Annotated in this window: 24 protein-coding genes; 16 read left to right on the top strand and 8 right to left on the bottom strand. The window is 54.0% G+C overall.

Annotated elements, in window-relative coordinates; all coding sequences use genetic code 11:
- Window positions 1-21: 21 nt before the first annotated feature.
- The gene (locus tag LQK91_RS10275) at window positions 22-684 is read left to right on the top strand and encodes an MBL fold metallo-hydrolase (protein ID WP_105099305.1); all 663 of its coding nucleotides are present in this window, start codon (window positions 22-24) and stop codon (window positions 682-684) included.
- Here the strand turns inward: LQK91_RS10275 and LQK91_RS10270 are convergent, their stop codons facing one another.
- From LQK91_RS10270 to LQK91_RS10260, 3 genes are all read right to left on the bottom strand, one after another.
- Window positions 685-1098, bottom strand: coding sequence for a GNAT family N-acetyltransferase (locus tag LQK91_RS10270; RefSeq protein ID WP_003851403.1), 414 nt, complete (start codon window positions 1096-1098; stop codon window positions 685-687).
- Between the two features lie 16 nt (window positions 1099-1114).
- Window positions 1115-1498 carry a hypothetical protein gene (locus tag LQK91_RS10265; protein ID WP_003851405.1) on the bottom strand — a complete coding sequence of 128 codons (384 nt, stop codon included), beginning with the start codon at window positions 1496-1498 and terminating at the stop codon, window positions 1115-1117.
- A gap of 184 nt (window positions 1499-1682) precedes the next feature.
- Window positions 1683-1862 carry a hypothetical protein gene (locus tag LQK91_RS10260; protein WP_003851407.1) on the bottom strand — a complete coding sequence of 60 codons (180 nt, stop codon included), beginning with the start codon at window positions 1860-1862 and terminating at the stop codon, window positions 1683-1685.
- 214 nt (window positions 1863-2076) lie between these two features.
- Between LQK91_RS10260 and LQK91_RS10255 the strand changes: the two genes are divergently transcribed.
- From LQK91_RS10255 to LQK91_RS10245, 3 genes are all read left to right on the top strand, one after another.
- The gene (locus LQK91_RS10255) at window positions 2077-2406 is read left to right on the top strand and encodes a hypothetical protein (RefSeq protein ID WP_033762441.1); all 330 of its coding nucleotides are present in this window, start codon (window positions 2077-2079) and stop codon (window positions 2404-2406) included.
- Window positions 2407-2467: 61 nt separating this feature from the next.
- Window positions 2468-3025 carry a hypothetical protein gene (locus LQK91_RS10250; RefSeq protein WP_105099306.1) on the top strand — a complete coding sequence of 186 codons (558 nt, stop codon included), beginning with the start codon at window positions 2468-2470 and terminating at the stop codon, window positions 3023-3025.
- Between the two features lie 23 nt (window positions 3026-3048).
- Window positions 3049-4059: a Ppx/GppA phosphatase family protein gene (locus LQK91_RS10245; RefSeq protein WP_105099307.1), complete on the top strand. Its 1011-nt coding sequence runs from the start codon at window positions 3049-3051 to the stop codon at window positions 4057-4059.
- A 15-nt stretch (window positions 4060-4074) separates the two neighbouring features.
- Here LQK91_RS10245 and LQK91_RS10240 read toward each other — a convergent pair whose 3' ends face one another.
- Window positions 4075-4287: a DUF2767 family protein gene (locus tag LQK91_RS10240; protein WP_105099308.1), complete on the bottom strand. Its 213-nt coding sequence runs from the start codon at window positions 4285-4287 to the stop codon at window positions 4075-4077.
- Window positions 4288-4474: 187 nt separating this feature from the next.
- Between LQK91_RS10240 and LQK91_RS10235 the strand changes: the two genes are divergently transcribed.
- From LQK91_RS10235 to LQK91_RS10220, 4 genes are all read left to right on the top strand, one after another.
- Window positions 4475-4723, top strand: coding sequence for a DUF883 family protein (locus LQK91_RS10235; protein ID WP_003851418.1), 249 nt, complete (start codon window positions 4475-4477; stop codon window positions 4721-4723).
- A 164-nt stretch (window positions 4724-4887) separates the two neighbouring features.
- A complete protein-coding gene (locus LQK91_RS10230) occupies window positions 4888-5058 on the top strand; it encodes a hypothetical protein (protein ID WP_003851420.1) in 171 nt (56 codons plus the stop codon).
- A gap of 335 nt (window positions 5059-5393) precedes the next feature.
- The gene (locus LQK91_RS10225) at window positions 5394-6455 is read left to right on the top strand and encodes a glycosyltransferase family 9 protein (RefSeq protein ID WP_105099309.1); all 1062 of its coding nucleotides are present in this window, start codon (window positions 5394-5396) and stop codon (window positions 6453-6455) included.
- Window positions 6455-6781, top strand: a complete 327-nt coding sequence (locus tag LQK91_RS10220) for a DUF1493 family protein (RefSeq protein ID WP_003851424.1) — start codon at window positions 6455-6457, stop codon at window positions 6779-6781. Before LQK91_RS10225 ends, LQK91_RS10220 begins: the two co-directional genes overlap by 1 nt.
- Here the strand turns inward: LQK91_RS10220 and LQK91_RS10215 are convergent.
- Both LQK91_RS10215 and icd read right to left on the bottom strand, forming a co-directional pair.
- Window positions 6778-7788: a glycosyltransferase family 9 protein gene (locus LQK91_RS10215; protein ID WP_039661036.1), complete on the bottom strand. Its 1011-nt coding sequence runs from the start codon at window positions 7786-7788 to the stop codon at window positions 6778-6780. The two genes, LQK91_RS10220 and LQK91_RS10215, sit on opposite strands and share 4 nt — an antisense overlap.
- Window positions 7789-8508: 720 nt before the next feature.
- A complete protein-coding gene (icd, locus tag LQK91_RS10210; protein WP_008925947.1) occupies window positions 8509-9759 on the bottom strand; it encodes an NADP-dependent isocitrate dehydrogenase in 1251 nt (416 codons plus the stop codon).
- 104 nt (window positions 9760-9863) lie between these two features.
- Between icd and rluE the strand changes: the two genes are divergently transcribed.
- The 8 genes from rluE (at window position 9864) to LQK91_RS10170 (ending at window position 17718) form a co-directional block, all read left to right on the top strand.
- The gene (gene rluE / locus LQK91_RS10205) at window positions 9864-10526 is read left to right on the top strand and encodes a 23S rRNA pseudouridine(2457) synthase RluE (protein WP_219848843.1); all 663 of its coding nucleotides are present in this window, start codon (window positions 9864-9866) and stop codon (window positions 10524-10526) included.
- Window positions 10527-10570: 44 nt separating this feature from the next.
- On the top strand, window positions 10571-11044 hold the full coding sequence (locus tag LQK91_RS10200) for an NUDIX domain-containing protein (RefSeq protein WP_003849831.1): 474 nt from the start codon (window positions 10571-10573) through the stop codon (window positions 11042-11044).
- A 42-nt stretch (window positions 11045-11086) separates the two neighbouring features.
- Window positions 11087-12199: a tRNA 2-thiouridine(34) synthase MnmA gene (gene mnmA, locus LQK91_RS10195; RefSeq protein ID WP_003849832.1), complete on the top strand. Its 1113-nt coding sequence runs from the start codon at window positions 11087-11089 to the stop codon at window positions 12197-12199.
- A gap of 42 nt (window positions 12200-12241) precedes the next feature.
- Complete coding sequence (gene hflD / locus LQK91_RS10190) at window positions 12242-12883, top strand: high frequency lysogenization protein HflD (protein WP_008925946.1); 642 nt, start codon at window positions 12242-12244, stop codon at window positions 12881-12883.
- 43 nt (window positions 12884-12926) lie between these two features.
- On the top strand, window positions 12927-14297 hold the full coding sequence (purB, locus tag LQK91_RS10185) for an adenylosuccinate lyase (RefSeq protein WP_003849835.1): 1371 nt from the start codon (window positions 12927-12929) through the stop codon (window positions 14295-14297).
- A gap of 104 nt (window positions 14298-14401) precedes the next feature.
- Window positions 14402-15070: a two-component system response regulator PhoP gene (phoP, locus tag LQK91_RS10180; RefSeq protein ID WP_003849836.1), complete on the top strand. Its 669-nt coding sequence runs from the start codon at window positions 14402-14404 to the stop codon at window positions 15068-15070.
- A gap of 2 nt (window positions 15071-15072) precedes the next feature.
- Window positions 15073-16533 (top strand): two-component system sensor histidine kinase PhoQ, encoded by a 1461-nt coding sequence (phoQ, locus tag LQK91_RS10175; protein ID WP_003849837.1) that lies wholly within the window; start codon window positions 15073-15075, stop codon window positions 16531-16533.
- Between the two features lie 57 nt (window positions 16534-16590).
- Window positions 16591-17718: a cupin domain-containing protein gene (locus tag LQK91_RS10170; protein WP_008925944.1), complete on the top strand. Its 1128-nt coding sequence runs from the start codon at window positions 16591-16593 to the stop codon at window positions 17716-17718.
- Window positions 17719-17788: 70 nt separating this feature from the next.
- Here the strand turns inward: LQK91_RS10170 and pepT are convergent, their stop codons facing one another.
- Both pepT and cobB read right to left on the bottom strand, forming a co-directional pair.
- Window positions 17789-19018: a peptidase T gene (gene pepT / locus LQK91_RS10165; RefSeq protein ID WP_039661035.1), complete on the bottom strand. Its 1230-nt coding sequence runs from the start codon at window positions 19016-19018 to the stop codon at window positions 17789-17791.
- Window positions 19019-19497: 479 nt separating this feature from the next.
- Window positions 19498-20331, bottom strand: a complete 834-nt coding sequence (gene cobB / locus LQK91_RS10160; protein ID WP_003849841.1) for a Sir2 family NAD+-dependent deacetylase — start codon at window positions 20329-20331, stop codon at window positions 19498-19500.
- Between the last annotated feature and the right edge of the window lie 63 nt (window positions 20332-20394).

The following is a 20394-nucleotide window of genomic DNA, read 5'->3' as shown; positions in this document are numbered from 1 at the left end:
GTACGTTTCAGGAGATCGACATTGAAGCCGTTGTATGACGATTTGTGGATCTCGACCCCGGAATTTCCGGTGGAAGATGCCGTTAACGACCTGATGATGCATGGCTTTATGCTGCGTCACCCGCGCGGCAATCTGCTGATTGGCCGTGTAGAAAACCCGCTTGATCATGAAGTCATCGCCGATAGCGGCGGCGTCATCCGCCACTATCTGACCCACTGGCACGAATCTGCGCCCGGCGCGGCGGTGATTCAGCAACGCTTTAGTAGCGCGCTTTACTGCCATAGCCGGTCGCTGGGAGCGATAAGCCGTTTTGCTGAACCTGACGACACCTTTTCACAGCACGAGACGCACTTCGGGGATTTTCAATTACTGTCAACGCCAGGACACACACCAGGCAGTTGCAGTTATCTCTATACCTCGCCGCTGGGGCTGACCTATCTGTTTGTCGGCGACAACGTGACACGTTCTCATGATCAGTGGGTCACGGTGCTGGTGCCGGACAGTAATCTGGCTGAGCTGAGTCAAACGCTGGAGTTTTATCGATCGCTGCGTCCTGACGTGGTGCTGATGAGCACTACGCGTGGACATCTCTCCTGGAAAAAGGTCACGCTGCAGAGCTGGCTGGCGGCGATTGATGAGGCTGAACAGAATCCGCTGGATTTGCGTCAGCAACCCTTGTTTTGATTACAGGGCTTTCGTCAGATAGTGGCGCTGGTGATGCCGTGGATAGTTATCCAGACTGAAGCGCAGCGTATAGCCGAGCTTTTCATAAAACGGTCGCGCCTGAAAACTGGCGGTATCCACCTGCGCAAAACGACAGCCGCGATCCCGCGCCTCCTGCTCTGCCGCCTGCATCAGCTTGCTGCCCGCCCCCTGCCCGCGTAGCGCCTCACTCACCCACAGCATATCAATCCGCAGCCAGTTTCCGGCGGTTGATCCGGTCAGCCCGGCCAGCTTTCTGCCCTGGTCATCACGAATAAACACGCCGATCGACCTGATCTCATCAGTATTAATATATTTGCTGTTGAACGCAGTCAGACCCAGTCTGACTTCATCCAGGTCCTGCGCGGTGACGTTATCGGTAATCTCAGGTTGCATAGTGGCTCCAGGGCGGTTAACTGTCGGAACGCTGACGATCGTCATAGCGCTCCAGGCTCAGCGCATCCACATCGCGTTTTTCGGTGCGGCTACAGGGCAGCAGTTTATCGCTGTCGTGATAGACAAAGAAACTGGCTTGAGTGCGCTGGTTTACAATCAGCTGATCGCCGTTGCGAAATCGGGTAATCGCCACCTTATCGCCCGCTTCCAGACGGGTACGCTGCTGACCGGCCGCAATCTGGAAATGATTTTCTGGCCACATGAGGGTGGTTAAACCATATTCAGCACGTGAAACGGTCATGGTCGCCCTGCCAGGGCAGTTAAGCTGAAATTCGGTTTCGCTCCAGGCGGGTGCAATGTGACAGGCCAGCAGGCCCAGGGCAATTAACGCTGCCTTCATGCTGTGTCTCCGCTGATTTTACTAAGAATTTTTAGCTTAACATATTAACGATCGCAGGAGGGTAATGAGGGATTGACACCAAGACCATTAAAAAATGGAATCGGTGTGCGCAAAAAGCTGAAAGTTGAGAAAAGATAAAGTAATCCGGCCAGTCAGACAGGCAGCCATACTGGCCGGATAAGGATTATTCAGCCGCCACCTCGGCCGCCACTAACATCAGCGCCAGCCCCGCATTCTCGCTATCGTAAGCCTGCATTGCTGCACGAATATCCGCTGAGCAGGCGATCACTTGTTGCTTCTTATCGGCTTCAAGCTGGTCAACTGCATGGCGAATAATCATTAGACTTGCTTCTTCTTCTTTCATCATTTATCCCTGGATTTGCCTAAGTGGTGCGCAAAGGAGCCAAGAATAACGTTTATTGATAAGCAAAGTCACCCTTTTACATTCCTGTTGCTTAACGATTAAACAAATCTCAAACAGAAAGCGTAGTGGAAACTGCTATGATTAAGTCATTAGTGGCGCCGCAGGAAAGACGCGGTGTCATAAAACGCCCAGGGATTGAAGCAGGTAGAAAATCATGATGCGACTAAGCATGTTTATCCTCATCACGATGATGACTGGATGTTCATCTGGCCCGAAAGGGGTGGAGTGCCCAGGTGAGGTCTCGACAATTTATGGTCAGTCGATGGGGGAAACTCAGGGCGTGATTTTTGACCTGGTTAACAGCTTCACGGTGACCCGTGAGAATGTCAGCGTGAAGAGTGGTCCGCTGCAGTCGCTGGATCGATTTAAATATGTTCCCTCCGCCATTACGCCTGAAGGCTACTATGCGCAACGCTTGTCAGATAAGCAGTTCCGCCTGATTAATCCTTATCAGGACACCCAAATCACCTGGACCTGTCCATAGGGGATGAATCCTGCTGCCAGATCGTTTATTGTCAGGAAACGTCAAGCAGCAGGTCCCTCCGATGGAAAAGCGTCTGGATAACAACGGTTATATTGACTTCCCCTTCCCCGCCACCCGCAACGCAGATGGCTCAGTGAATCCGTGTGGTTTTGATTTGACGCTGGAAACCGGTCGGCTTGAGGAGATCGCGGTGCTGAACCGCTCAGTAAATCTTCGGCGGCTGGTCGAAGAGATCAATCTGCAGGAAGGGCTGTTTATGACGCTGGCTTGTGACTGGCAGCAGCAGGCTGATGCTATCTGCGGTTTTATCGATGTGGCCTTTCGACCCGATCTTCCGCAACACGGGCACGAGGAGGCATTGCAGCTGGAGGCGAGCTTCTACCGTTATCTGGCCGGGCAGGAGAAGCAGCATCAGATGCCCGCAGAGAGCCTGGTCAATTATGCCCGTTCTGTACTCGACTGGAGCTGGTCACCGCTGCGCCAGCGTCAGCGCGATTACGAAAAAATCACTATTCAGTTCTATTGTCCTGAGGCGGATGACGCCGAATGGTGTTTTGATCATCTCCGTCATTTTCTGGTGAGCGTCTATCCGGCCTGCGTTGCCGCTCGTTCACGCTGATCCCCTTTGCTTCCGGAGTCGCTATGCGTTCTGCTGCGCTGTCTGCTTTTACACTCGTCTGCTCGCTGTTTTTTGCCGCCGCTGCCCAGGCCGATCGTTGCCAGCAAATTCGCGCCGGCCTGGATATCGGTTCTGGCACCACGAAAGTTGCGGTTGCACGCGTCAACGTCTGCCAGCTACGCATTGAAAAAGTGCTGTATCAGGATCAGCGCGCTGTTGCCTGGAACGATGCATTAGCGCATTCAGCAGATAACCAGCTCAATCCGGCGATAACACAGGAAGGCGTAGCCGCACTGCAGCAGCTTGTTGCGCACGCAAAGCGCTTTCATCCACAGCGAATCAGCGGCGTCGCCACGGCGGTGTTCCGCAACGCCAGTAACGGTCAGGCAGTCATTGAACAGTTGCAGCGTCAGACCGGTGCGGAAATCAACATCATCTCGCAAGAGCAGGAAGCGAAACTCGGTTTCCTTTCCGCTAAAGCCGCGCTTAACGATCCGGCAATCCGTGATGAGCAGTTACTTGTCTGGGATATTGGCGGCGGGTCGATGCAGATGACCGCCTGGCGACAGCAGTCCGGCAAGCTGGTAGCCGATATCTATCAGGGTAAGCTGGCCTCGGTAACGTTAAAGAACTTTATTCTGACGGTGCTGAAGAATAGCCCGCAGGTCAGCTCCCCTAACCCGATTGGCTCCTGGCGGCCGTCGGTGCTGCGCTTTGTGCAGTTTTACGCGACGAATGAGGTCAGCCCGCAGATTAAACAGGATGTGGCGGGTCGTCGGGTCATTGGCATTGGAGGCGTACACGGTTTTTCGATCCGCAATCAGTTACCGGGAAAACCCCATCGCTATACGCTGACGGAATTACAGCAGCTTTCGCAGCAACAGGTCTGGAAAGGCGACAGTGAACTGTCGGGTGACTACCGCGCCACCGACGTCAGCAATCTGTTACTGGTGGAAGGGTTTATGCAGGCGCTGAAAATAGATCAGGTCACCCTTGTTGAGGCCAGCCTGATTCAGGGCGTGCTGCTGCAGTAGCGCGGCGCTCCCCCGCTATACGTCGGGTTTGACCAGCCGGATGGCATGATCCAGCCTCCGCTGTTCATCCCATTCACTATGGGCGCGCTGCTGGCGCGTACGTTTTAGCAGGTCATAGATTTCGCCACGGCGGGTGTCATGACCGCGCTCCATCAGCACAATCACCGCATCGCCAATCACCCGGCAGACTTCTTCATAGTCATCATCATTCAGTGTATCACGTTTCATCGCTTCTCCTCCGGCTGTGGCTGCCTGTGCCGCCTTTTCAAAGGCCAGACAGGAAATGGCTGGCCCGCAAACACCACGCCATTAACAGCCAGAAATGATTTCTTAGCCCTAAATCTCCCGCTGGAAGAGCAGAATTCACTATCTTTGCTACGCTTTGAGGGTCTCACTCATAACCAAGGAGCAATAAATGTCAGGAAAAATCGAAGATAAAGTAAAAGAAGCCGCTGGCGCAGTTCAGGAACAATGGGGTGCAGCAACCGGTTCATCTGAGCATCAGGCTAAAGGCGCAGCACGCCGTTACACCAACCAGGCAACCTATGCTGCCCGCGACGCTGCTGAAACTATCCGCGATCAGGTTCAGTCTAATCCTGTCGCCGGTCTGGCCGTTGCTGCAGGCGTTGGCGTATTTATCGGCTTCCTGCTGGGCCGCAAGTAAACCCGCTGAACGCCAACAGAACGGAAGCCGCGCGCTTCCGTTTTTTTTGCTCCGACGCGTCTCGCCAGCTGAGATATATCTGAAAGATAAGCCTTTTCAGGTCAGCGTGCCGGGAGACTCAGCGTTGAGTTATGTTCTCTTTCTGACAACATCAAGGTGACCTTATGAAAACACTTTCTGCTCTGCTGCTGGTTGCAGCAACGTTTACCTCTCTGGCGGGCTGCTCACAGAGGAGTGACGCGATTAAAGCCGATGGCCGTCCTCATGCGCCAAGCGGTCAGTCTTCACCGGGCGGTACGCTGGGCGCCGGACCCGTGGGGCAGCCTCAGTCATAATTCCCAGCCCCGGCACCTATGCCGGGGTTCATTCATGGCGTTGTATTATTCCTCAGTCACATAAAATATCTTCGCTAATGATTAATCTGCTAGTAGTCCTGCCTGAAATTAAAACCTGCCTAATTCATTAATAAAACTTCCCAGAAAATTTCAATTTGATCTCAAATAATTAAATTGCATTTTTATTTAAGTAAAAAAATCGGCCAAAGTTCAAACGAAAATTCAACGACTCAGAAAAACATTCCGTATTAATGAACTTTATCTGTAGCGTCAATCTCTAACACTCCATAATATTTTCATTTTAATAACATTATTAAGTTCAAGAGAATTCTGACGTGAAGAAAAAAAAGATTTATCTGATAGACCGACTTTTAACGCTTTATTCTCGCTTTTCCACCAGAAAAAAACCTCAGGACCTTAAGACGCTGACGCCCGATACGGTGGTGATCTACTCCACGACAGCGCTGGGGGATTTCCTGATGAACACCCCGGCTATTTGTAGCCTGAAAAAGCACTATCCTGAGAGCAAATTTGTTCTGGTCTCCAGCAAGAAAAATAAAGACCTTGTCAGCCGTTATGATTGGTTTGACAGGATCTATATATGGGATAACAAAATTGCGAATTTCCTGCCGCTGTTTTTCAAACTGCGTCGCCACAAACCTGACCTCTCAGTCATATTACACGCCCATTTCCCCTACGATATTATGAGTTCAGTACTGACGGGCAGTAAGGTCATTGTGCGCGACCATTATGGCAGCGAGTCGCCGGTGTTAAATAAATATCTGGATCACTATTCAGGCTATTTTGACGACCATACCATCAAGCGTAAGCTGAAACTGATTGAAGCCCTGGGTGCAGAGACAGAGCAGACCCGGATGCATCTGCCCGAGACGAATAGCAGCCTGCCCCCTAACGCTAACCATCGCCGTATTGGTTTTCAGTTGGGCGCATCGAAAGATATTCGCCGCTGGCCGCTGGCCTCTTTCCAGCAGCTGGCAATGACCCTGCTGGAACGCTGGCCCGACACTGAGATTATCATTACGGGTACCGCCGCTGAACAACCGCTGGAGCGGGAATTTATCGAAAGCCTGCCGCTGGACTACCGTAAGAATGTTACATCCATGGCAGGGAAAACTAATCTCAGTGGGTTGATTAACCTGATTCGCACACTGGACCTGCTGGTCACCGGTGATACCGGTCCACTGCACATCGCCGTAGCAGCGCAGACGCCAACGGTTAGCCTGTTCTCAACCGCCAATCCTCGCTATACCGGCCCCTGCCAGGACAGCGATCGCCACATTATCATTCATCGCCCGGATAAAACGGCGTCACAGCATCCGATGGCAAATATCAGGGTCGAAGAGGTCGGGCAGGCCGTGGCTAAGCTGGTGGGTTAATGAACGATTTTTCTCAAGCCATTGTTGCGCTGATTGAGTATCACAATCAGCCAACCGCGCTGGGCTGGTTCCGGAAAGTGGATCGGAGAAATTTTCATCTGCAGCAATTACCGCTGAATGAGGTAGAGTTTGCCCTTCTGATGAGCGATTTCTTTAGCACTTTTGGCGTCAGCGCAGAGCACTACAATGAAGCGCGCTATTTTCCGGCCTCTGCCCCGCGGCGCTTCCTGCCTGACCGGTGGTTCAGCGCAGGCACATATTGTCCATTAACCGTTGCCATGCTGTGTGAAGCGGCCAGACAGGGACACTGGCCTGAAAATGATTAGGGAATAATGGTCTGGACGAAGGCGTCATAAACTTCGCGACTGCTCAGCGCGTTGACCTCACGTGACGCTGGTTGCAGAACCTGATAGTTAACCTGCCACGGATGCCAGCACGCCGGATCGCTGTCGCCAAACAGCGCCACCACCGGTAATCCCAGCGCGGCACCCATGTGCATTGCCCCACCATCACTGCTCACCAGCCCCTGACACAACGACATGGCTGCAATCAGCTGCGGCAGGCTGGTGGTTGACACCGCCTTGATCGGCAGGTGCGGGCAGAGCGCCATAATTTCATGTGCTTTTTCGTCATCACCTGGATGACGCGGATTATCGCGACTGCCGGGTGACCACAGCAGCATAATCTGACAGGCATGCCGCGTTGCAATCTTTTCAGCCAGTTCGGCAAATCGGGTGGCTTCCCACTGCTGGCTCGGCTTACGGGCGCTGATCTGTAAGGCATAGACCGGCACAGTGGAATCAATCGCACAGGTATCACGCAGGCTGGCGGCAATTGCCGTATCCGGCAACAGCGTCAGTTTGCCCGGCGCTATGGCGCTGAGACTGAAGGGCCGCCCCAGACTGAACAGGGTTTCGCTGATATGACACGGAGACTTGCCCGGCGGGGGCAACAGATCGGTAATTAGCGGATGCGACTGTTCACCTAAAGCAATCACTCTGGTGGGCCGCACCGTTTTAACCCACTTCATACCGTGCTGATCCCAGCGGCTTTTTGCCAGAATCACAGCGTCATAACGTTGCTTTTTCAGGGTCAGCATCAGCTTCAGTCGCTGTAAAACACAAGCCAGCCGGCTCTGCCCTGCCTCGCGGTGATGCAGCTTGGTGTAAAAGAAGAGCTGCCGGATATCGGGATTATGCTGCAACACGGGCGCAGCGTAATTGTTGGTCAGCACATCGACCTGATGCTGGCCAGATTGCGCCAGCGCACTAATGAGCGGCGTGGTCAGTAACGTGTCGCCAATATTATCCCGACAAATAATTAAAACCCGCATATCTGACATCCTCTGCGCACAGGCTACGCCGTACTGGCTGAATTAAAGTAAGACTTGCCCATTCAACGTTCTGAACGCGTTAACGTAACGGCACAAGTCAGCAAATTAGTCAGCGCAGATTGAGGTTGGTTCAATAGTCACGATATTCTGGAAAGACGTTGGCCATTTTAAAATCCCGTTCTCTGACTGATTCATTAGCCGGACTGTTGATTGAAAAAGTAAATAACACTTCAAAACTCAATGCCGACAAACACGCAATGAATTTTTTCAGACATGACTTCATGACTATGAATTAATTACCCACTTATAACGCCGGCAAAACCTGAGCAGAAAAAAGGCGAAAGATATTCAGCGTCATTAACTATTTAACGTTCTGAAAACTTTTCTCTGAGTACGCTATTTCATTAATCATTATTCAGATGATGCTGGAGGGAAGATTGACGATCGCGGTGTTTCTTTTACCGTGTAATCAGGCAGAGGAACGTATAGAAATATTACCGTGATACGCAGCGATAAATGATTCATCCACACACTTACCTGAAAAGACACCTGCAGCATGCGGTGCGAAAGCAATAAATGTCGTTGGGTTTTCTGCGTCTTTAAAGCGTGCGTCTGCTGAATCTGTTATGACTAAAAATGATGCGGAAGAAAGCGCGAGGGGTGAAAGCAGAAACAAAAAAACCAGCACAGCGTTGAACGCTATGCTGGCTCAGGCAGACATTACATATTTTCGATGATCGCGTCACCAAACTCTGAACATTTCAGCAGTTTAGCGCCATCCATCAGGCGTTCGAAATCGTAAGTCACGGTCTTGTTAGCGATAGCGCCTTCAACACCTTTAACAATCAGGTCAGCTGCTTCGAACCACTCCATGTGACGCAGCATCATTTCCGCTGACAGAATGACTGAACCTGGGTTCACTTTATCCTGACCAGCATACTTAGGTGCTGTACCGTGGGTTGCTTCGAACAGTGCACATTCGTCACCGATGTTCGCGCCTGGGGCGATACCGATACCGCCAACCTGCGCCGCCAGGGCGTCAGAGATGTAGTCACCGTTCAGGTTCATACAGGCGATAACATCATATTCTGCCGGACGCAGCAGGATCTGTTGCAGGAACGCATCAGCAATCACATCTTTAACGATGATCTCTTTGCCGGTGTTCGGGTTCTTAAACTTCATCCACGGGCCGCCGTCGATCAGTTCGCCGCCGAACTCTTCTTTCACTAACTGGTATCCCCAGTCTTTGAAAGAGCCTTCGGTGAACTTCATGATGTTGCCTTTGTGAACCAGGGTCAGTGAATCACGATCGTTGGTGATGGTGTATTCTACTGCCGCGCGTACCAGACGTTTGGTACCCGCTTCTGAACACGGCTTAACGCCGATACCGCACTGCTCAGGGAAGCGAATTTTCTTCACGCCCATCTCTTCGCGCAGGAACTTGATCACTTTGTCCGCTTCGGCAGAGCCCGCTTTCCACTCGATACCCGCATAGATATCTTCGGAGTTTTCACGGAAGATCACCATGTCGGTCTCTTCAGGGCGTTTAACCGGGCTTGGCGTGCCTTTGTAGTAACGTACAGGACGCAGGCAGACGTAGAGGTCAAGCTCCTGACGCAGTGCCACGTTCAGTGAACGAATACCGCCGCCGACCGGGGTGGTCAGTGGGCCTTTGATGGCCACGCGATATTCTTTGATTAAGTCGAGCGTTTCCTGTGGCAGCCAGACGTCCTGGCCGTAGAGTTCAACTGACTTCTCACCGGTGTAAATCTCCATCCAGGAGATTTTACGCTCGCCGTTGTAGGCTTTCTTAACCGCCGCGTCGACCACTTTCAGCATGACCGGGGAAACATCAACACCGATACCGTCACCCTCAATGTAAGGAATGACTGGATTGTTTGGCACGGTAAGCTTGCCCTGATTCAGGGTGATTTTCTGACCTTCCGCCGGAACAACTACTTTGCTTTCCATTAACCTCTCCTGGGCGTTTGTTAATGATTTGTAAGATGCGCGTCAATACTACTTGAATATTTCGGCCACGCCAATCACCGCAATTTCACGTTATAATGCGCCGATTGTCTCTGACTGCAAAGCCCATGCGAAAAACAACTCAACGAATTCACCAGGATAAACGATTCAGCCGCCCGACGCGTGATGCGCGACGCCCCCCTGCTCGCCCTGCGATGCCGCGCCGTGTGATTTTGTTTAACAAACCGTTCGACGTGCTGCCACAATTCACCGATGAAGCAGGTCGCCGCACCCTGAAAGATTTTGTCAGCGTCGCAGAAGTCTATGCCGCAGGCCGCCTCGATCGCGACAGTGAAGGTTTGATGGTGCTGACCAACGACGGCGCGCTGCAGGCCGCGCTGACGCAGCCCGGTAAACGGACCGGCAAGGTCTATTATGTGCAGGTAGAAGGCGAGCCACAGGAGGCGGATCTGCAGCCGCTGCGGGATGGGGTTAATCTTAAAGATGGCATGACCCTGCCCGCTGGCATAGAGAAAGTGCCTGAGCCTCAGTGGCTTTGGCCACGTCAGCCGCCGATCCGCGAACGTAAAAATATCCCGACGCAGTGGCTGAAAGTCACACTGTATGAAGGCCGTAATCGTCAGGTACGCCGGATGACAGCCCATATTGGTTTCCCCACCTTACGGTTAATTCGCTACGCGATGGGACAGTATTCACTCGACGATCTGGCTCCCGGTGCATGGCGCGAACTCAGCAATATTGCGCCTTGAGCTTCTATCTTTTATAACCTCAGGTTAACAATTGCGGAGAAGAGATGTTTAAACCTCATGTTACTGTCGCCTGTCTGGTTCAGGCTGAAGGTGAACTGCTGGTGGTAGAAGAGACGATTAACGGTCGTGCCACCTGGAACCAGCCAGCCGGACATCTCGAAGCGGATGAAACGCTGCTGGAAGCTGCCGAACGTGAACTCTATGAAGAGACCGGCATCGCCGCTTCGATGCACTATTTCATCGGAATAAACCAGTGGATCGCGCCCGACAGTACGCCTTTTGTGCGTTTTTTATTTGGCGTCGATCTGGCGGAGAAAGCACCAACCCAGCCGCAGGACAGCGACATCGATTGTTGCTGGTGGCTGCCGCCAGCGCAGATTCTCACTGCCTCCAACCTGCGTTCGCCGCTGGTTGCGGAAAGCGTACGGCTGTGGCAACAGGGCACGCGCTACCCGCTACATCTGGTCAGCCCGTTCCAGTGGCCGTTTCACGAGGGTGCGCGCCTGCCTTCTGCATGATAGAATGCGCCGCCTGTTTTTTTATCGTAATGCGAGCGTGTCATGTCTGACAACAGCCAGAAAAAAGTGATCGTCGGTATGTCCGGCGGCGTCGATTCTTCCGTTTCCGCCTGGTTACTGCAGCAGCAGGGTTACCAGGTTGAAGGCCTGTTCATGAAGAACTGGGAGGAGGACGATGGCGAGGAGTATTGTACCGCCGCGGACGATCTGGCGGATGCGCAAGCGGTCTGCGACAAGCTGGGTATGAAGCTGCACAAAGTTAACTTTGCGGCTGAATACTGGGATAACGTCTTTGAGCATTTCCTCGAAGAGTACAAAGCGGGCCGCACGCCTAACCCCGATATTCTCTGCAACAAAGAGATCAAATTCAAAGCGTTCCTGGAGTTCGCCGCAGAGGACCTGGGCGCAGATTTCATCGCCACAGGTCACTACGTGCGCCGCCATGACGTGGACGGCCAGAGCCAGCTGTTACGCGGTCTGGATGGCAACAAAGACCAGAGCTATTTCCTCTATACGCTGAGCCACCAGCAGATCGCCCAGAGTCTGTTCCCGGTCGGCGAGCTGGAAAAACCGGAAGTGCGCCGCATTGCCGAACAGCTGGACCTGATCACCGCGAAGAAGAAAGATTCTACCGGCATCTGCTTTATCGGCGAACGCAAATTCCGCGACTTCCTGGCGCGCTATCTCCCCGCTCAGCCTGGCGAGATTGAAACCACGGAAGGCCAGATTGTCGGTGAACATCAGGGGCTGATGTACCATACTCTGGGACAGCGTAAAGGCCTGGGGATTGGCGGCCTGAAAGAGAGCAAAGATGATCCCTGGTATGTTGTCGACAAAGATGTGGCACGTAACCGCCTGATTGTCGCCCAGGGCGGCGATCATCCGCGTCTGATGTCCGTAGGCCTGATTGCACAGCAGCTGCACTGGGTTGATCGCCAGCCGATTACCGCCCCGCTTCGCTGCACCGTGAAAACCCGCTATCGTCAGACCGATATTCCCTGTGAGATTATTCCACACGGCGACGATCGCATTGAAGTGCGTTTCGATGAACCCGTCGCTGCGGTCACGCCGGGTCAGTCTGCGGTGTTTTACCTTGGTGACGTTTGCCTCGGTGGCGGTATTATCGAACAGCGCCTGCCGTTAGTGGCGGAGTAAGCGGGAACAGCCCGCGTTGATGACGCGTAAACAGGAGTAACCGTGGCGAAAAATTATCAGGAAATTACGCTGGCGCTGGCGGGCATCTGTCAGTCCGCCCATCTGGTGCAGCAGCTGGCTCAGCAGGGTCACTGCCAGCCAGAGGCGCTGACCGTGTCGCTGCGCAGCGTGCTGGACCTTAATCCTGGCTCCACGCTGGCGGTGTTTGGCAACAATGAAGCCAACCTGCGCCTCGGGCTCGAAACCCTGATGGCGGTGCTGAACAGCAGCAGTCGCCAGGGCGCAGGCGCAGAACTGACGCGTTATACCCTGAGCATGATGGTGCTGGAGCGCAAGCTTAGCGCCAGTAAATCCGCCATGGCCACACTGGCACAGCGCATTACTCAGCTGGATCGCCAGCTGGCGCATTATGAACTTGAGTCCGACACCATACTGAGCGCGATGGCGGCCATCTATGTAGATGTGATCAGCCCGCTTGGCCCACGTATTCAGGTTACCGGTTCGCCTGCGGTGCTGCAGAATACGCAGGTGCAGAGTAAAGTGCGCGCCACGCTGTTAGCCGGTATCCGTGCGGCTGTCTTGTGGCAGCAGGTCGGTGGTGGCCGACTGCAACTGATGTTCTCGCGTCAGCGTTTGCTGCGTGAAGCAAAAACCCTCTTATCCCGGCTGCCACTGACTTACTAAGTCGGTGCGGCAAAACACGCTAAATGATTCAGGAGTTGCACTGATGGAATTATCCTCTCTGACCGCCGTTTCACCTGTCGATGGTCGTTACGGCGATAAAGTCAGCCCGCTGCGTGCGATTTTCAGCGAATACGGTTTGCTGAAATTCCGCGTTGAGGTTGAAGTTCGCTGGTTACAAAAACTGGCCGGGACCGCAGAGATCAAGGAAGTTCCTGCATTTGATGCCGACGCAAACGCTTTCCTTGATGCGATTGTCGCCGGTTTTTCTGAAGATGATGCGGCACGCATTAAAGCTATCGAGCGCACCACTAACCACGATGTGAAAGCGGTAGAGTATTTCCTGAAAGAGAAAGTCGCCGATCTGCCTGCCCTGCACGCCGTTTCTGAATTTATCCACTTCGCCTGCACTTCAGAAGATATTAACAATCTGTCGCACGCGCTGATGCTGGAAACCGCCCGTCGTGACGTCATCCTGCCCTACTGGCAGCAGCTGATCAGCGCTGTCAAAGGCCTTGCCAGCGAATACCGTGATATCCCGCTGCTCTCCCGCACCCACGGCCAGCCAGCCACGCCGTCGACCATGGGTAAAGAGATGGCTAACGTGGCTTACCGTCTGGAGCGTCAGTTACGTCAGCTGAAGCAGATCGAGGTGCTGGGCAAAATCAACGGCGCGGTCGGTAACTACAATGCCCACATTGCCGCCTATCCGGAAGTGGACTGGCATGAACTGAGCGAGAACTTTGTCACCTCGCTGGGGATCACGTGGAACCCCTACACCACGCAGATTGAGCCGCACGACTATATCGCTGAGATGTTCGACTGTATCGCCCGCTTTAACACCATCCTGATCGATTTCGATCGCGATATCTGGGGCTATGTGGCACTGAACCATTTTAAACAGAAAACCATTGCGGGCGAGATTGGTTCATCCACCATGCCGCATAAAGTGAACCCTATCGACTTCGAAAACTCGGAAGGCAATCTGGGTCTGGCGAATGCCGTAATGCAGCATCTGGCCAGCAAGCTGCCGGTTTCACGCTGGCAGCGCGATCTGACCGACTCCACCGTGCTGCGTAACCTCGGTGTGGGCGTCGGTTATGCGCTGATCGCCTATCAGGCCACCCTGAAAGGCATCTCGAAGCTGGAAGTGAACCGTGACCGCCTGCTGGATGAGCTGGACCACAACTGGGAAGTGCTGGCAGAACCGATTCAGACGGTGATGCGCCGTTACGGTATTGAAAAACCTTATGAGAAGTTGAAAGAGCTGACGCGTGGTAAACGCGTGGATGCCGCTGGTATGCAGGCGTTTATCGACAGTCTGGCGTTGCCAGAAGAAGAAAAAGTCCGTCTTAAGCAGATGACGCCAGCAAACTATATTGGCCGCGCTATTCAGATGGTTGACGATCTGAAATAATACCCGCCGCAGACCGGCCCCGTCCGGTCTGCGTTAACATCTTGTTTAATACATTTCGCGTATACTTTCTGCAGGTTGACTCAAACAGAGTGTAAGGAATTTCTATGCGTGTTCTGGTTGTTGAAGACAATGCCCTGCTGCGCCATCATCTCGCCGTCCAGTTACGTGACATGGGCCATCAGGTCGATGCCGCCGAAGACGCCAAAGAAGCCGACTATTTTCTTCGCGAACATCTGCCCGATATCGCACTGGTCGATCTCGGCCTGCCGGATGAAGATGGCATGTCGCTGATTCGCCGCTGGCGCAGTGATGCCGTGCGTCAGCCGATTCTGGTGCTAACCGCCCGCGAAGGCTGGCAGGCGAAAGTGGAAGCGCTGGAAGCCGGAGCGGATGACTACGTCACCAAGCCGTTTCACATTGAAGAGGTCGCGGCACGTCTGCAGGCGCTGATGCGCCGTAACAGTGGGCATGCGTCGCAGATCATCGATATGGCACCGTTTCAGGTGGATCTCTCGCGCCGTGAACTCACGGTCAATGAAGAGCCGGTGAAGCTTACCGCCTTTGAATACACCATTGTCGAGACGCTGATCCGTAACGCGGGCAAAGTGGTCAGTAAAGACTCGCTGATGCTGCAGCTTTATCCTGACGCTGAACTGCGTGAAAGCCACACCATCGATGTTCTGATGGGGCGTCTGCGCAAAAAAATTCTGGCGTTGCACCCAACCGACGTCATCGCCACTGTCCGTGGCCAGGGTTACCGCTTTGATCTCTGACCATGTCCTGGTTTAACCGTTATCGCCCTATCTCGCTGCGCGCCCGCTTTCTGCTGGCGTCTGCAGCAATAGTTCTCTTCCTCTCGCTCTCTTACGGCATGGTCGCCGTGATTGGCTATGTGGTGAGTTTCGATAAAAACACCTACCGCGTCATGCGCGGCGAGAGCAATCTGTTCTTTACGCTGGCGCAATGGCATGACAACACGCTCACCATCGCCCAGCCGGAACGGATGACACTCAATTTCCCGACACTGGTGTTCATTTACGATGAGCACGGTAAGCTGCTGTGGCAGCAACGCGATGTGCCTGAGATCCGCAAAAAAATCCGTCGTGAATGGCTGCTGAAGCCCGACTTTTACGAGATTGATACCAGCAACCGCACCAGCATGGTGGCGATGGGCAATAACGTGAATGCTAAGCAGCGGCTCAACGACTGGGACACGGACAGCAACGACACCTTTACCCACTCAGTTGCCGTTAACCGTTACGATGCCACCACCAATCTCCCTGCGCTCACCATCGTGGTCGTCGATTCGATCCCGCAGGAGCTGCAGCATTCTGATGTGGTCTGGTCATGGTTCAGCTATGTGCTGGCGGCCAACCTGATACTGATTATTCCGCTGTTGTGGCTGGCGGCGCACTGGAGTCTGCGGCCGATTGGCGCGCTGACACAGCAGGTGCGTGAACTGGAGACCAGTCAGCGCGAGAACCTGGCAGATAATCCACCGCAGGAGCTGCGCAGTCTGGTGCGCAACCTCAATCTGTTACTGACGAATGAGCGGCAGCGTTATACCCGCTATCGCACCACGCTTTCGGATCTGACCCACAGCCTGAAAACCCCGCTGGCCGTCTTACAGAGCACCCTGCGGTCGCTGCGAAACGGCAAAGAGCTGACAATAGAGCAGGCTGAGCCGGTCATGCTGGAGCAGATCAGCCGTATCTCGCAGCAGGTCGGATATTATCTGCATCGCGCCAGTATGCAGGCCGACCACAACCCCTTGCAGCGCGACATCCATTCCGTGTCCGGTTTGCTCGACAGCCTCTGTTCGGCACTGAATAAAGTCTATCAGCGCAAGGGTGTGGCGATTTCGCTGGATATATCCCCGGAGCTGACCTTTGTGGGCGACCAGAATGATTTTATGGAAGTGCTGGGCAACGTGCTGGATAACGCCTGCAAGTACTGCCTGGAGTTTATCGAAGTCAGCGCTTATCAGAGCGAAAATGCACTGCATCTCTATATCGACGATGATGGTCCGGGCATTCCTGAAAGCAAGCGTGATTTAGTCTTCGTCCGGGGTCAGCGCGCCGATACCCTGCGTCCCGGTCAGGGGCTGGGTCTGGCGGTGGTGCGCGACATTCTGGAGCAGTATGAAGGCAACGTGATTGCCTCCAGCAGCGCACTTGGCGGAACACGCATGGAAGTAGTCTTTCAGCGCCAGGAAGTCGAACATCGCCGCGAGTAGAAAACCCTCAGGGCTGTTATACTTGCTGGCATTTACAGCCCTAAGCGGAACCCTTTTATGGACTATCAGCTCGATATTAACTGGCCCGATTTTATTCAGCGCTACTGGCAGAAACGCCCGGTAGTGCTGAAGCGTGGTTTTAAAAACTTTGTCGATCCTCTTTCACCGGATGAACTTGCTGGTCTGGCGATGGAAAACGAGGTGGACAGCCGCCTCGTCAGTCATCAGGATGGCAAATGGCAGGTCAGCCACGGCCCGTTCGAGAGCTACGATCATCTGGGAGAGAACAACTGGTCGCTGCTGGTCCAGGCGGTCAATCACTGGCATGAGCCTTCTGCCGCGCTGATGCGCCCTTTCCGTTTCCTGCCTGACTGGCGCGTCGATGACCTGATGGTATCTTTTGCCGTGCCTGGCGGCGGTGTCGGCCCGCATTTCGATCAGTATGATGTATTTATCATTCAGGGTACCGGTCGCCGTCGCTGGCGCGTTGGTGAGAAAGTGCCGATGAAGCAGCACTGCCCGCACCCGGATCTGCTGCAGGTTGAACCGTTCGATGCCATCATTGATGAAGAAATGGAGCCGGGCGATATTCTCTACATCCCGCCAGGATTCCCGCACGAAGGTTACTCACTGGAAAACGCCCTGAACTACTCCGTGGGTTTCCGCGCTCCAAGCGGCCGGGAGTTAATTAGCGGCTTTGCTGATTACGCGCTGGCCAATGAGCTGGGCAGCCTGCGCTTTAGCGATCCGGATGTGCCTTCTCGCGACTGTCCATCACAGATCCTGCCGCAGGAGATTGAAGGCGTTCGTCAGCTGATGCTGGATGTGGTCAATCAGCCAGAGCATTTTGAGCAGTGGTTTGGCGAATTTATTTCGCAGTCGCGTCACGAACTCGACGTCGCGCCGCCGGAACCGCCTTATCAGCCTGACGAAATTTATGATGCGCTGCAACAGGGTGATACCCTGAGTCGGTTAGGTGGCCTGCGTGTTCTGACCCTTGGCGACGCGGTTTATATCAACGGCGAGCGGGTTGAGTGTTCACGCCCCGATGTGATGGCAGTGCTGGCGAATCACTATCGCATAACACTCGACGATCTGGGTGATGCGCTGGATGATCCCGCCGTACTGGCGCAGATCGCCGGTCTGGTGAATGCCGGTTACTGGTTCTTTGGCGACGACGAATAATCAACACAGCGCTATCGGGCGCTGCTGCTGAATCAGGCTCTCTGACCCTTGTGGCAGAGAGCCTTTTTATTTAACTCTTCTTCTGCGCTGCCAGCTCTGACAGACGCACAATCACTTCCACCGACTTCGCCATGATATTCAGCGAGGCGAATTCATGCTTGCCGTGATAGTTATAGCCGCCGGTAAAAATATTCGGGCAAGGCAACCCTTTCCACGACAGTGACGAGCCATCTGTACCACCGCGAATCGGTTTCACCACCGGTTCAATGTCACAGTCACGCATCGCCTGTAAAGCCAGGTCGATAATGTGCGGGAACGGCTCGACCTTTTCACGCATGTTGCGATAGCTGTTAGTGATCTCAACCGTGACGGAGCAGTCCGGGTGCAACGTTTTGTTAATCTCCGCTGCAATCTGCAGCAGCGTCTGTTTACGCTGTTCAAAACTCTCTGTTTCGAAGTCACGAATGATATAGAGCATCTCAGCGTGTTCTACACTGCCTTTGATCTGATGCAGATGATAGAAGCCCTCATAGCCGTCGGTATATTGCGGTTTTTCACTGGCCGGAACGGCAGCATGGAACTGATTTGCCAGCTCCAGCGCATTGACCATCACGCCTTTTGCGGAGCCCGGGTGCACGTTATTACCGACAATTTTGACGGTGGCGGAGGCGGCATTGAAGTTCTCATACTCGAACTCGCCCAGATCGCTGCCATCAATGGTGTAGGCCCAGTCAGCCGCGAACGCGTCCACATCAAAATGTGAGGTGCCACGACCAATCTCTTCATCGGGCGTAAAGGCGACGCGGATCGCACCGTGCGGCGTGTCGCTTTTTGCCAGGTGCGCCATCGCCGTCATGATCTCGGCAATACCCGCTTTATCGTCCGCACCCAGCAGGGTTTTGCCATCGGTGGTAATGAGCGTGTGTCCAATCAGCTTGTGCAGCACCGGGAACATCACCGGCGAGAGAATCTCGTTGCCATTACCCAGGGCAATGTCTCCGCCGCGATAATTTTCGATAATCTGGGGGTTCACATGTTTTGCCGTAAAGTCAGGCGATGTATCCATGTGTGAGATAAAACCGATGACCGGCGTCGGCCAGTCGACATTGGCGGGCAGTGTGCCCATGACGCAGCAGTGATCGCTTAGGGTGACATCGACAAAACCCAGCGCCAGCAGCTCTTCCTGAAGCTGACGCGCCAGCGTCCACTGCCCTTCACTGCTGGGGACCTGACGAGCCTGCGGCTTAGCCTGCGTCTCAACTGCCACATAACTTAAAAAGCGCTCAAGTAACTGTTCCATAGCCCATCCTTTAAAAGTGCCGTCCGATATTATTCACAGACCCGGCGGTTATAACGTTGCGTAAAATCATCTGGAGACAGGTTAGCGCTGTCGATAACCTTTGGGAAAGCAATAAGCCCGAAATAAACGCCTTATTACAAGATTGTTGCAGTAAACCTCGCAATGTTAATAACAAAGAGGCGGTTTGACCCGGCGAGAAAATCACCGCAGCGTGCAGACTCAACACAACGGTTACAGGGTCAGAGGAGAAAAGCGTCCCGTGGCTGGGACAAAAATCCGGGCGCGTTTTGAATAACGTAAGCGTCGGCCTGTTTACGGGCGCACCTCAGGGATGAGGTGCGTCATCGTGCGGGCCAGGCAGTTATGGATGACGGTTTTGCGGCTTTCCGATCTGACCGTGTTCCCGGTGCAGGCTGGATCTCACCACTAATCGGGCCAGATTTTGCCTGTAACCTCGGGTGCGGTTATAGCCGCCCCGCTTACTTATAAAGCCCGCGCAGCAGCTTATGCACAAACTCCGGCACCACTTCGCTCGCCAGACCATAGTGCCGCTCGGCAAATTCGTTGCCCACCTGGCTCGGTTCCAGATTCAGCTCAACGGTATGCGCGCCCTGGATTTTGGCTTCATGGACAAAACCTGCGGCCGGATAAACGTGGCCTGAAGTGCCGATAGCAATAAAGTAGTCCGCCTGTTCCAGCGCCTGATAAATCTGCTCCATGCCCAACGGCATTTCGCCAAACCACACCACATGCGGCCGTAGTGCAGAGGGGAACTGGCAACAGGTGCAGCGATCGTCCGGCGTGATATCACCGGTCCACTCAATCACCTGACCGCTGGTGACACAGCGCACTTTTAACAGCTCACCGTGCATGTGCAGCACCCGACTGTTTCCGGCTCGCTCATGCAGATTGTCGATGTTTTGCGTGACCAGCAGGAAATTGTCGCCTAATACCTGCTCCAGTTCTGCCAGCGCCAGATGAGCGGCATTGGGCTGAATCTCCGCCTCCTGTAACTGCTGGCGGCGCGCATTATAGAAGCGCTGCACCAGCGCAGGATCGCGCCTGAAGCCTTCAGGCGTTGCAACATCTTCCACGTGGTGCTCTTCCCACAGGCCGTCAGCCGCGCGGAAGGTCCGGATGCCGGACTCCGCTGAAATGCCTGCGCCGGTCAGCACCACAACATGCGGCTGAGGATGGGCGGCAAGTTCGGCCTGACGATCGCGCTCAAAAATGCGCTGGCGAAAGCGCTGATGCACTTTTCTCCGGGTTTTCTTCAGGCGGGCAAGTCGTATGCGGCGACGTGGTGTACGCATAAAATCTCCTGGCGTAGCGGCTGCGGTGAGCCGCTCTAAACAGATTCCGGGTCAACATCACCC

The sequence above is a fragment of the Pantoea sp. MHSD4 genome, assembly GCF_021043305.1.
Taxonomy (GTDB): Bacteria; Pseudomonadota; Gammaproteobacteria; order Enterobacterales; family Enterobacteriaceae; genus Pantoea; species Pantoea eucalypti.
Note: the sequence above shows the minus strand (reverse complement) of the source record. Positions and strands in the feature narration are given on the sequence as shown.

Excerpts from the sequence above, each read along its gene's own strand:
- LQK91_RS10270 (WP_003851403.1), bottom strand. The coding sequence starts at position 1,098 with ATGCAACCTGAGATTACCGATAACGTCACCGCGCAGGACCTGGATGAA.
- LQK91_RS10265 (WP_003851405.1), bottom strand. The coding sequence starts at position 1,498 with ATGAAGGCAGCGTTAATTGCCCTGGGCCTGCTGGCCTGTCACATTGCA.
- LQK91_RS10260 (WP_003851407.1), bottom strand. The coding sequence starts at position 1,862 with ATGAAAGAAGAAGAAGCAAGTCTAATGATTATTCGCCATGCAGTTGAC.
- LQK91_RS10255 (WP_033762441.1), top strand. The coding sequence starts at position 2,077 with ATGATGCGACTAAGCATGTTTATCCTCATCACGATGATGACTGGATGT.
- LQK91_RS10250 (WP_105099306.1), top strand. The coding sequence starts at position 2,468 with ATGGAAAAGCGTCTGGATAACAACGGTTATATTGACTTCCCCTTCCCC.
- LQK91_RS10245 (WP_105099307.1), top strand. The coding sequence starts at position 3,049 with ATGCGTTCTGCTGCGCTGTCTGCTTTTACACTCGTCTGCTCGCTGTTT.
- LQK91_RS10240 (WP_105099308.1), bottom strand. The coding sequence starts at position 4,287 with ATGAAACGTGATACACTGAATGATGATGACTATGAAGAAGTCTGCCGG.
- LQK91_RS10235 (WP_003851418.1), top strand. The coding sequence starts at position 4,475 with ATGTCAGGAAAAATCGAAGATAAAGTAAAAGAAGCCGCTGGCGCAGTT.
- LQK91_RS10230 (WP_003851420.1), top strand. The coding sequence starts at position 4,888 with ATGAAAACACTTTCTGCTCTGCTGCTGGTTGCAGCAACGTTTACCTCT.
- LQK91_RS10220 (WP_003851424.1), top strand. The coding sequence starts at position 6,455 with ATGAACGATTTTTCTCAAGCCATTGTTGCGCTGATTGAGTATCACAAT.
- LQK91_RS10215 (WP_039661036.1), bottom strand. The coding sequence starts at position 7,788 with ATGCGGGTTTTAATTATTTGTCGGGATAATATTGGCGACACGTTACTG.
- icd (WP_008925947.1), bottom strand. The coding sequence starts at position 9,759 with ATGGAAAGCAAAGTAGTTGTTCCGGCGGAAGGTCAGAAAATCACCCTG.
- LQK91_RS10200 (WP_003849831.1), top strand. The coding sequence starts at position 10,571 with ATGTTTAAACCTCATGTTACTGTCGCCTGTCTGGTTCAGGCTGAAGGT.
- mnmA (WP_003849832.1), top strand. The coding sequence starts at position 11,087 with ATGTCTGACAACAGCCAGAAAAAAGTGATCGTCGGTATGTCCGGCGGC.
- purB (WP_003849835.1), top strand. The coding sequence starts at position 12,927 with ATGGAATTATCCTCTCTGACCGCCGTTTCACCTGTCGATGGTCGTTAC.
- phoP (WP_003849836.1), top strand. The coding sequence starts at position 14,402 with ATGCGTGTTCTGGTTGTTGAAGACAATGCCCTGCTGCGCCATCATCTC.
- phoQ (WP_003849837.1), top strand. The coding sequence starts at position 15,073 with ATGTCCTGGTTTAACCGTTATCGCCCTATCTCGCTGCGCGCCCGCTTT.
- LQK91_RS10170 (WP_008925944.1), top strand. The coding sequence starts at position 16,591 with ATGGACTATCAGCTCGATATTAACTGGCCCGATTTTATTCAGCGCTAC.
- pepT (WP_039661035.1), bottom strand. The coding sequence starts at position 19,018 with ATGGAACAGTTACTTGAGCGCTTTTTAAGTTATGTGGCAGTTGAGACG.
- cobB (WP_003849841.1), bottom strand. The coding sequence starts at position 20,331 with ATGCGTACACCACGTCGCCGCATACGACTTGCCCGCCTGAAGAAAACC.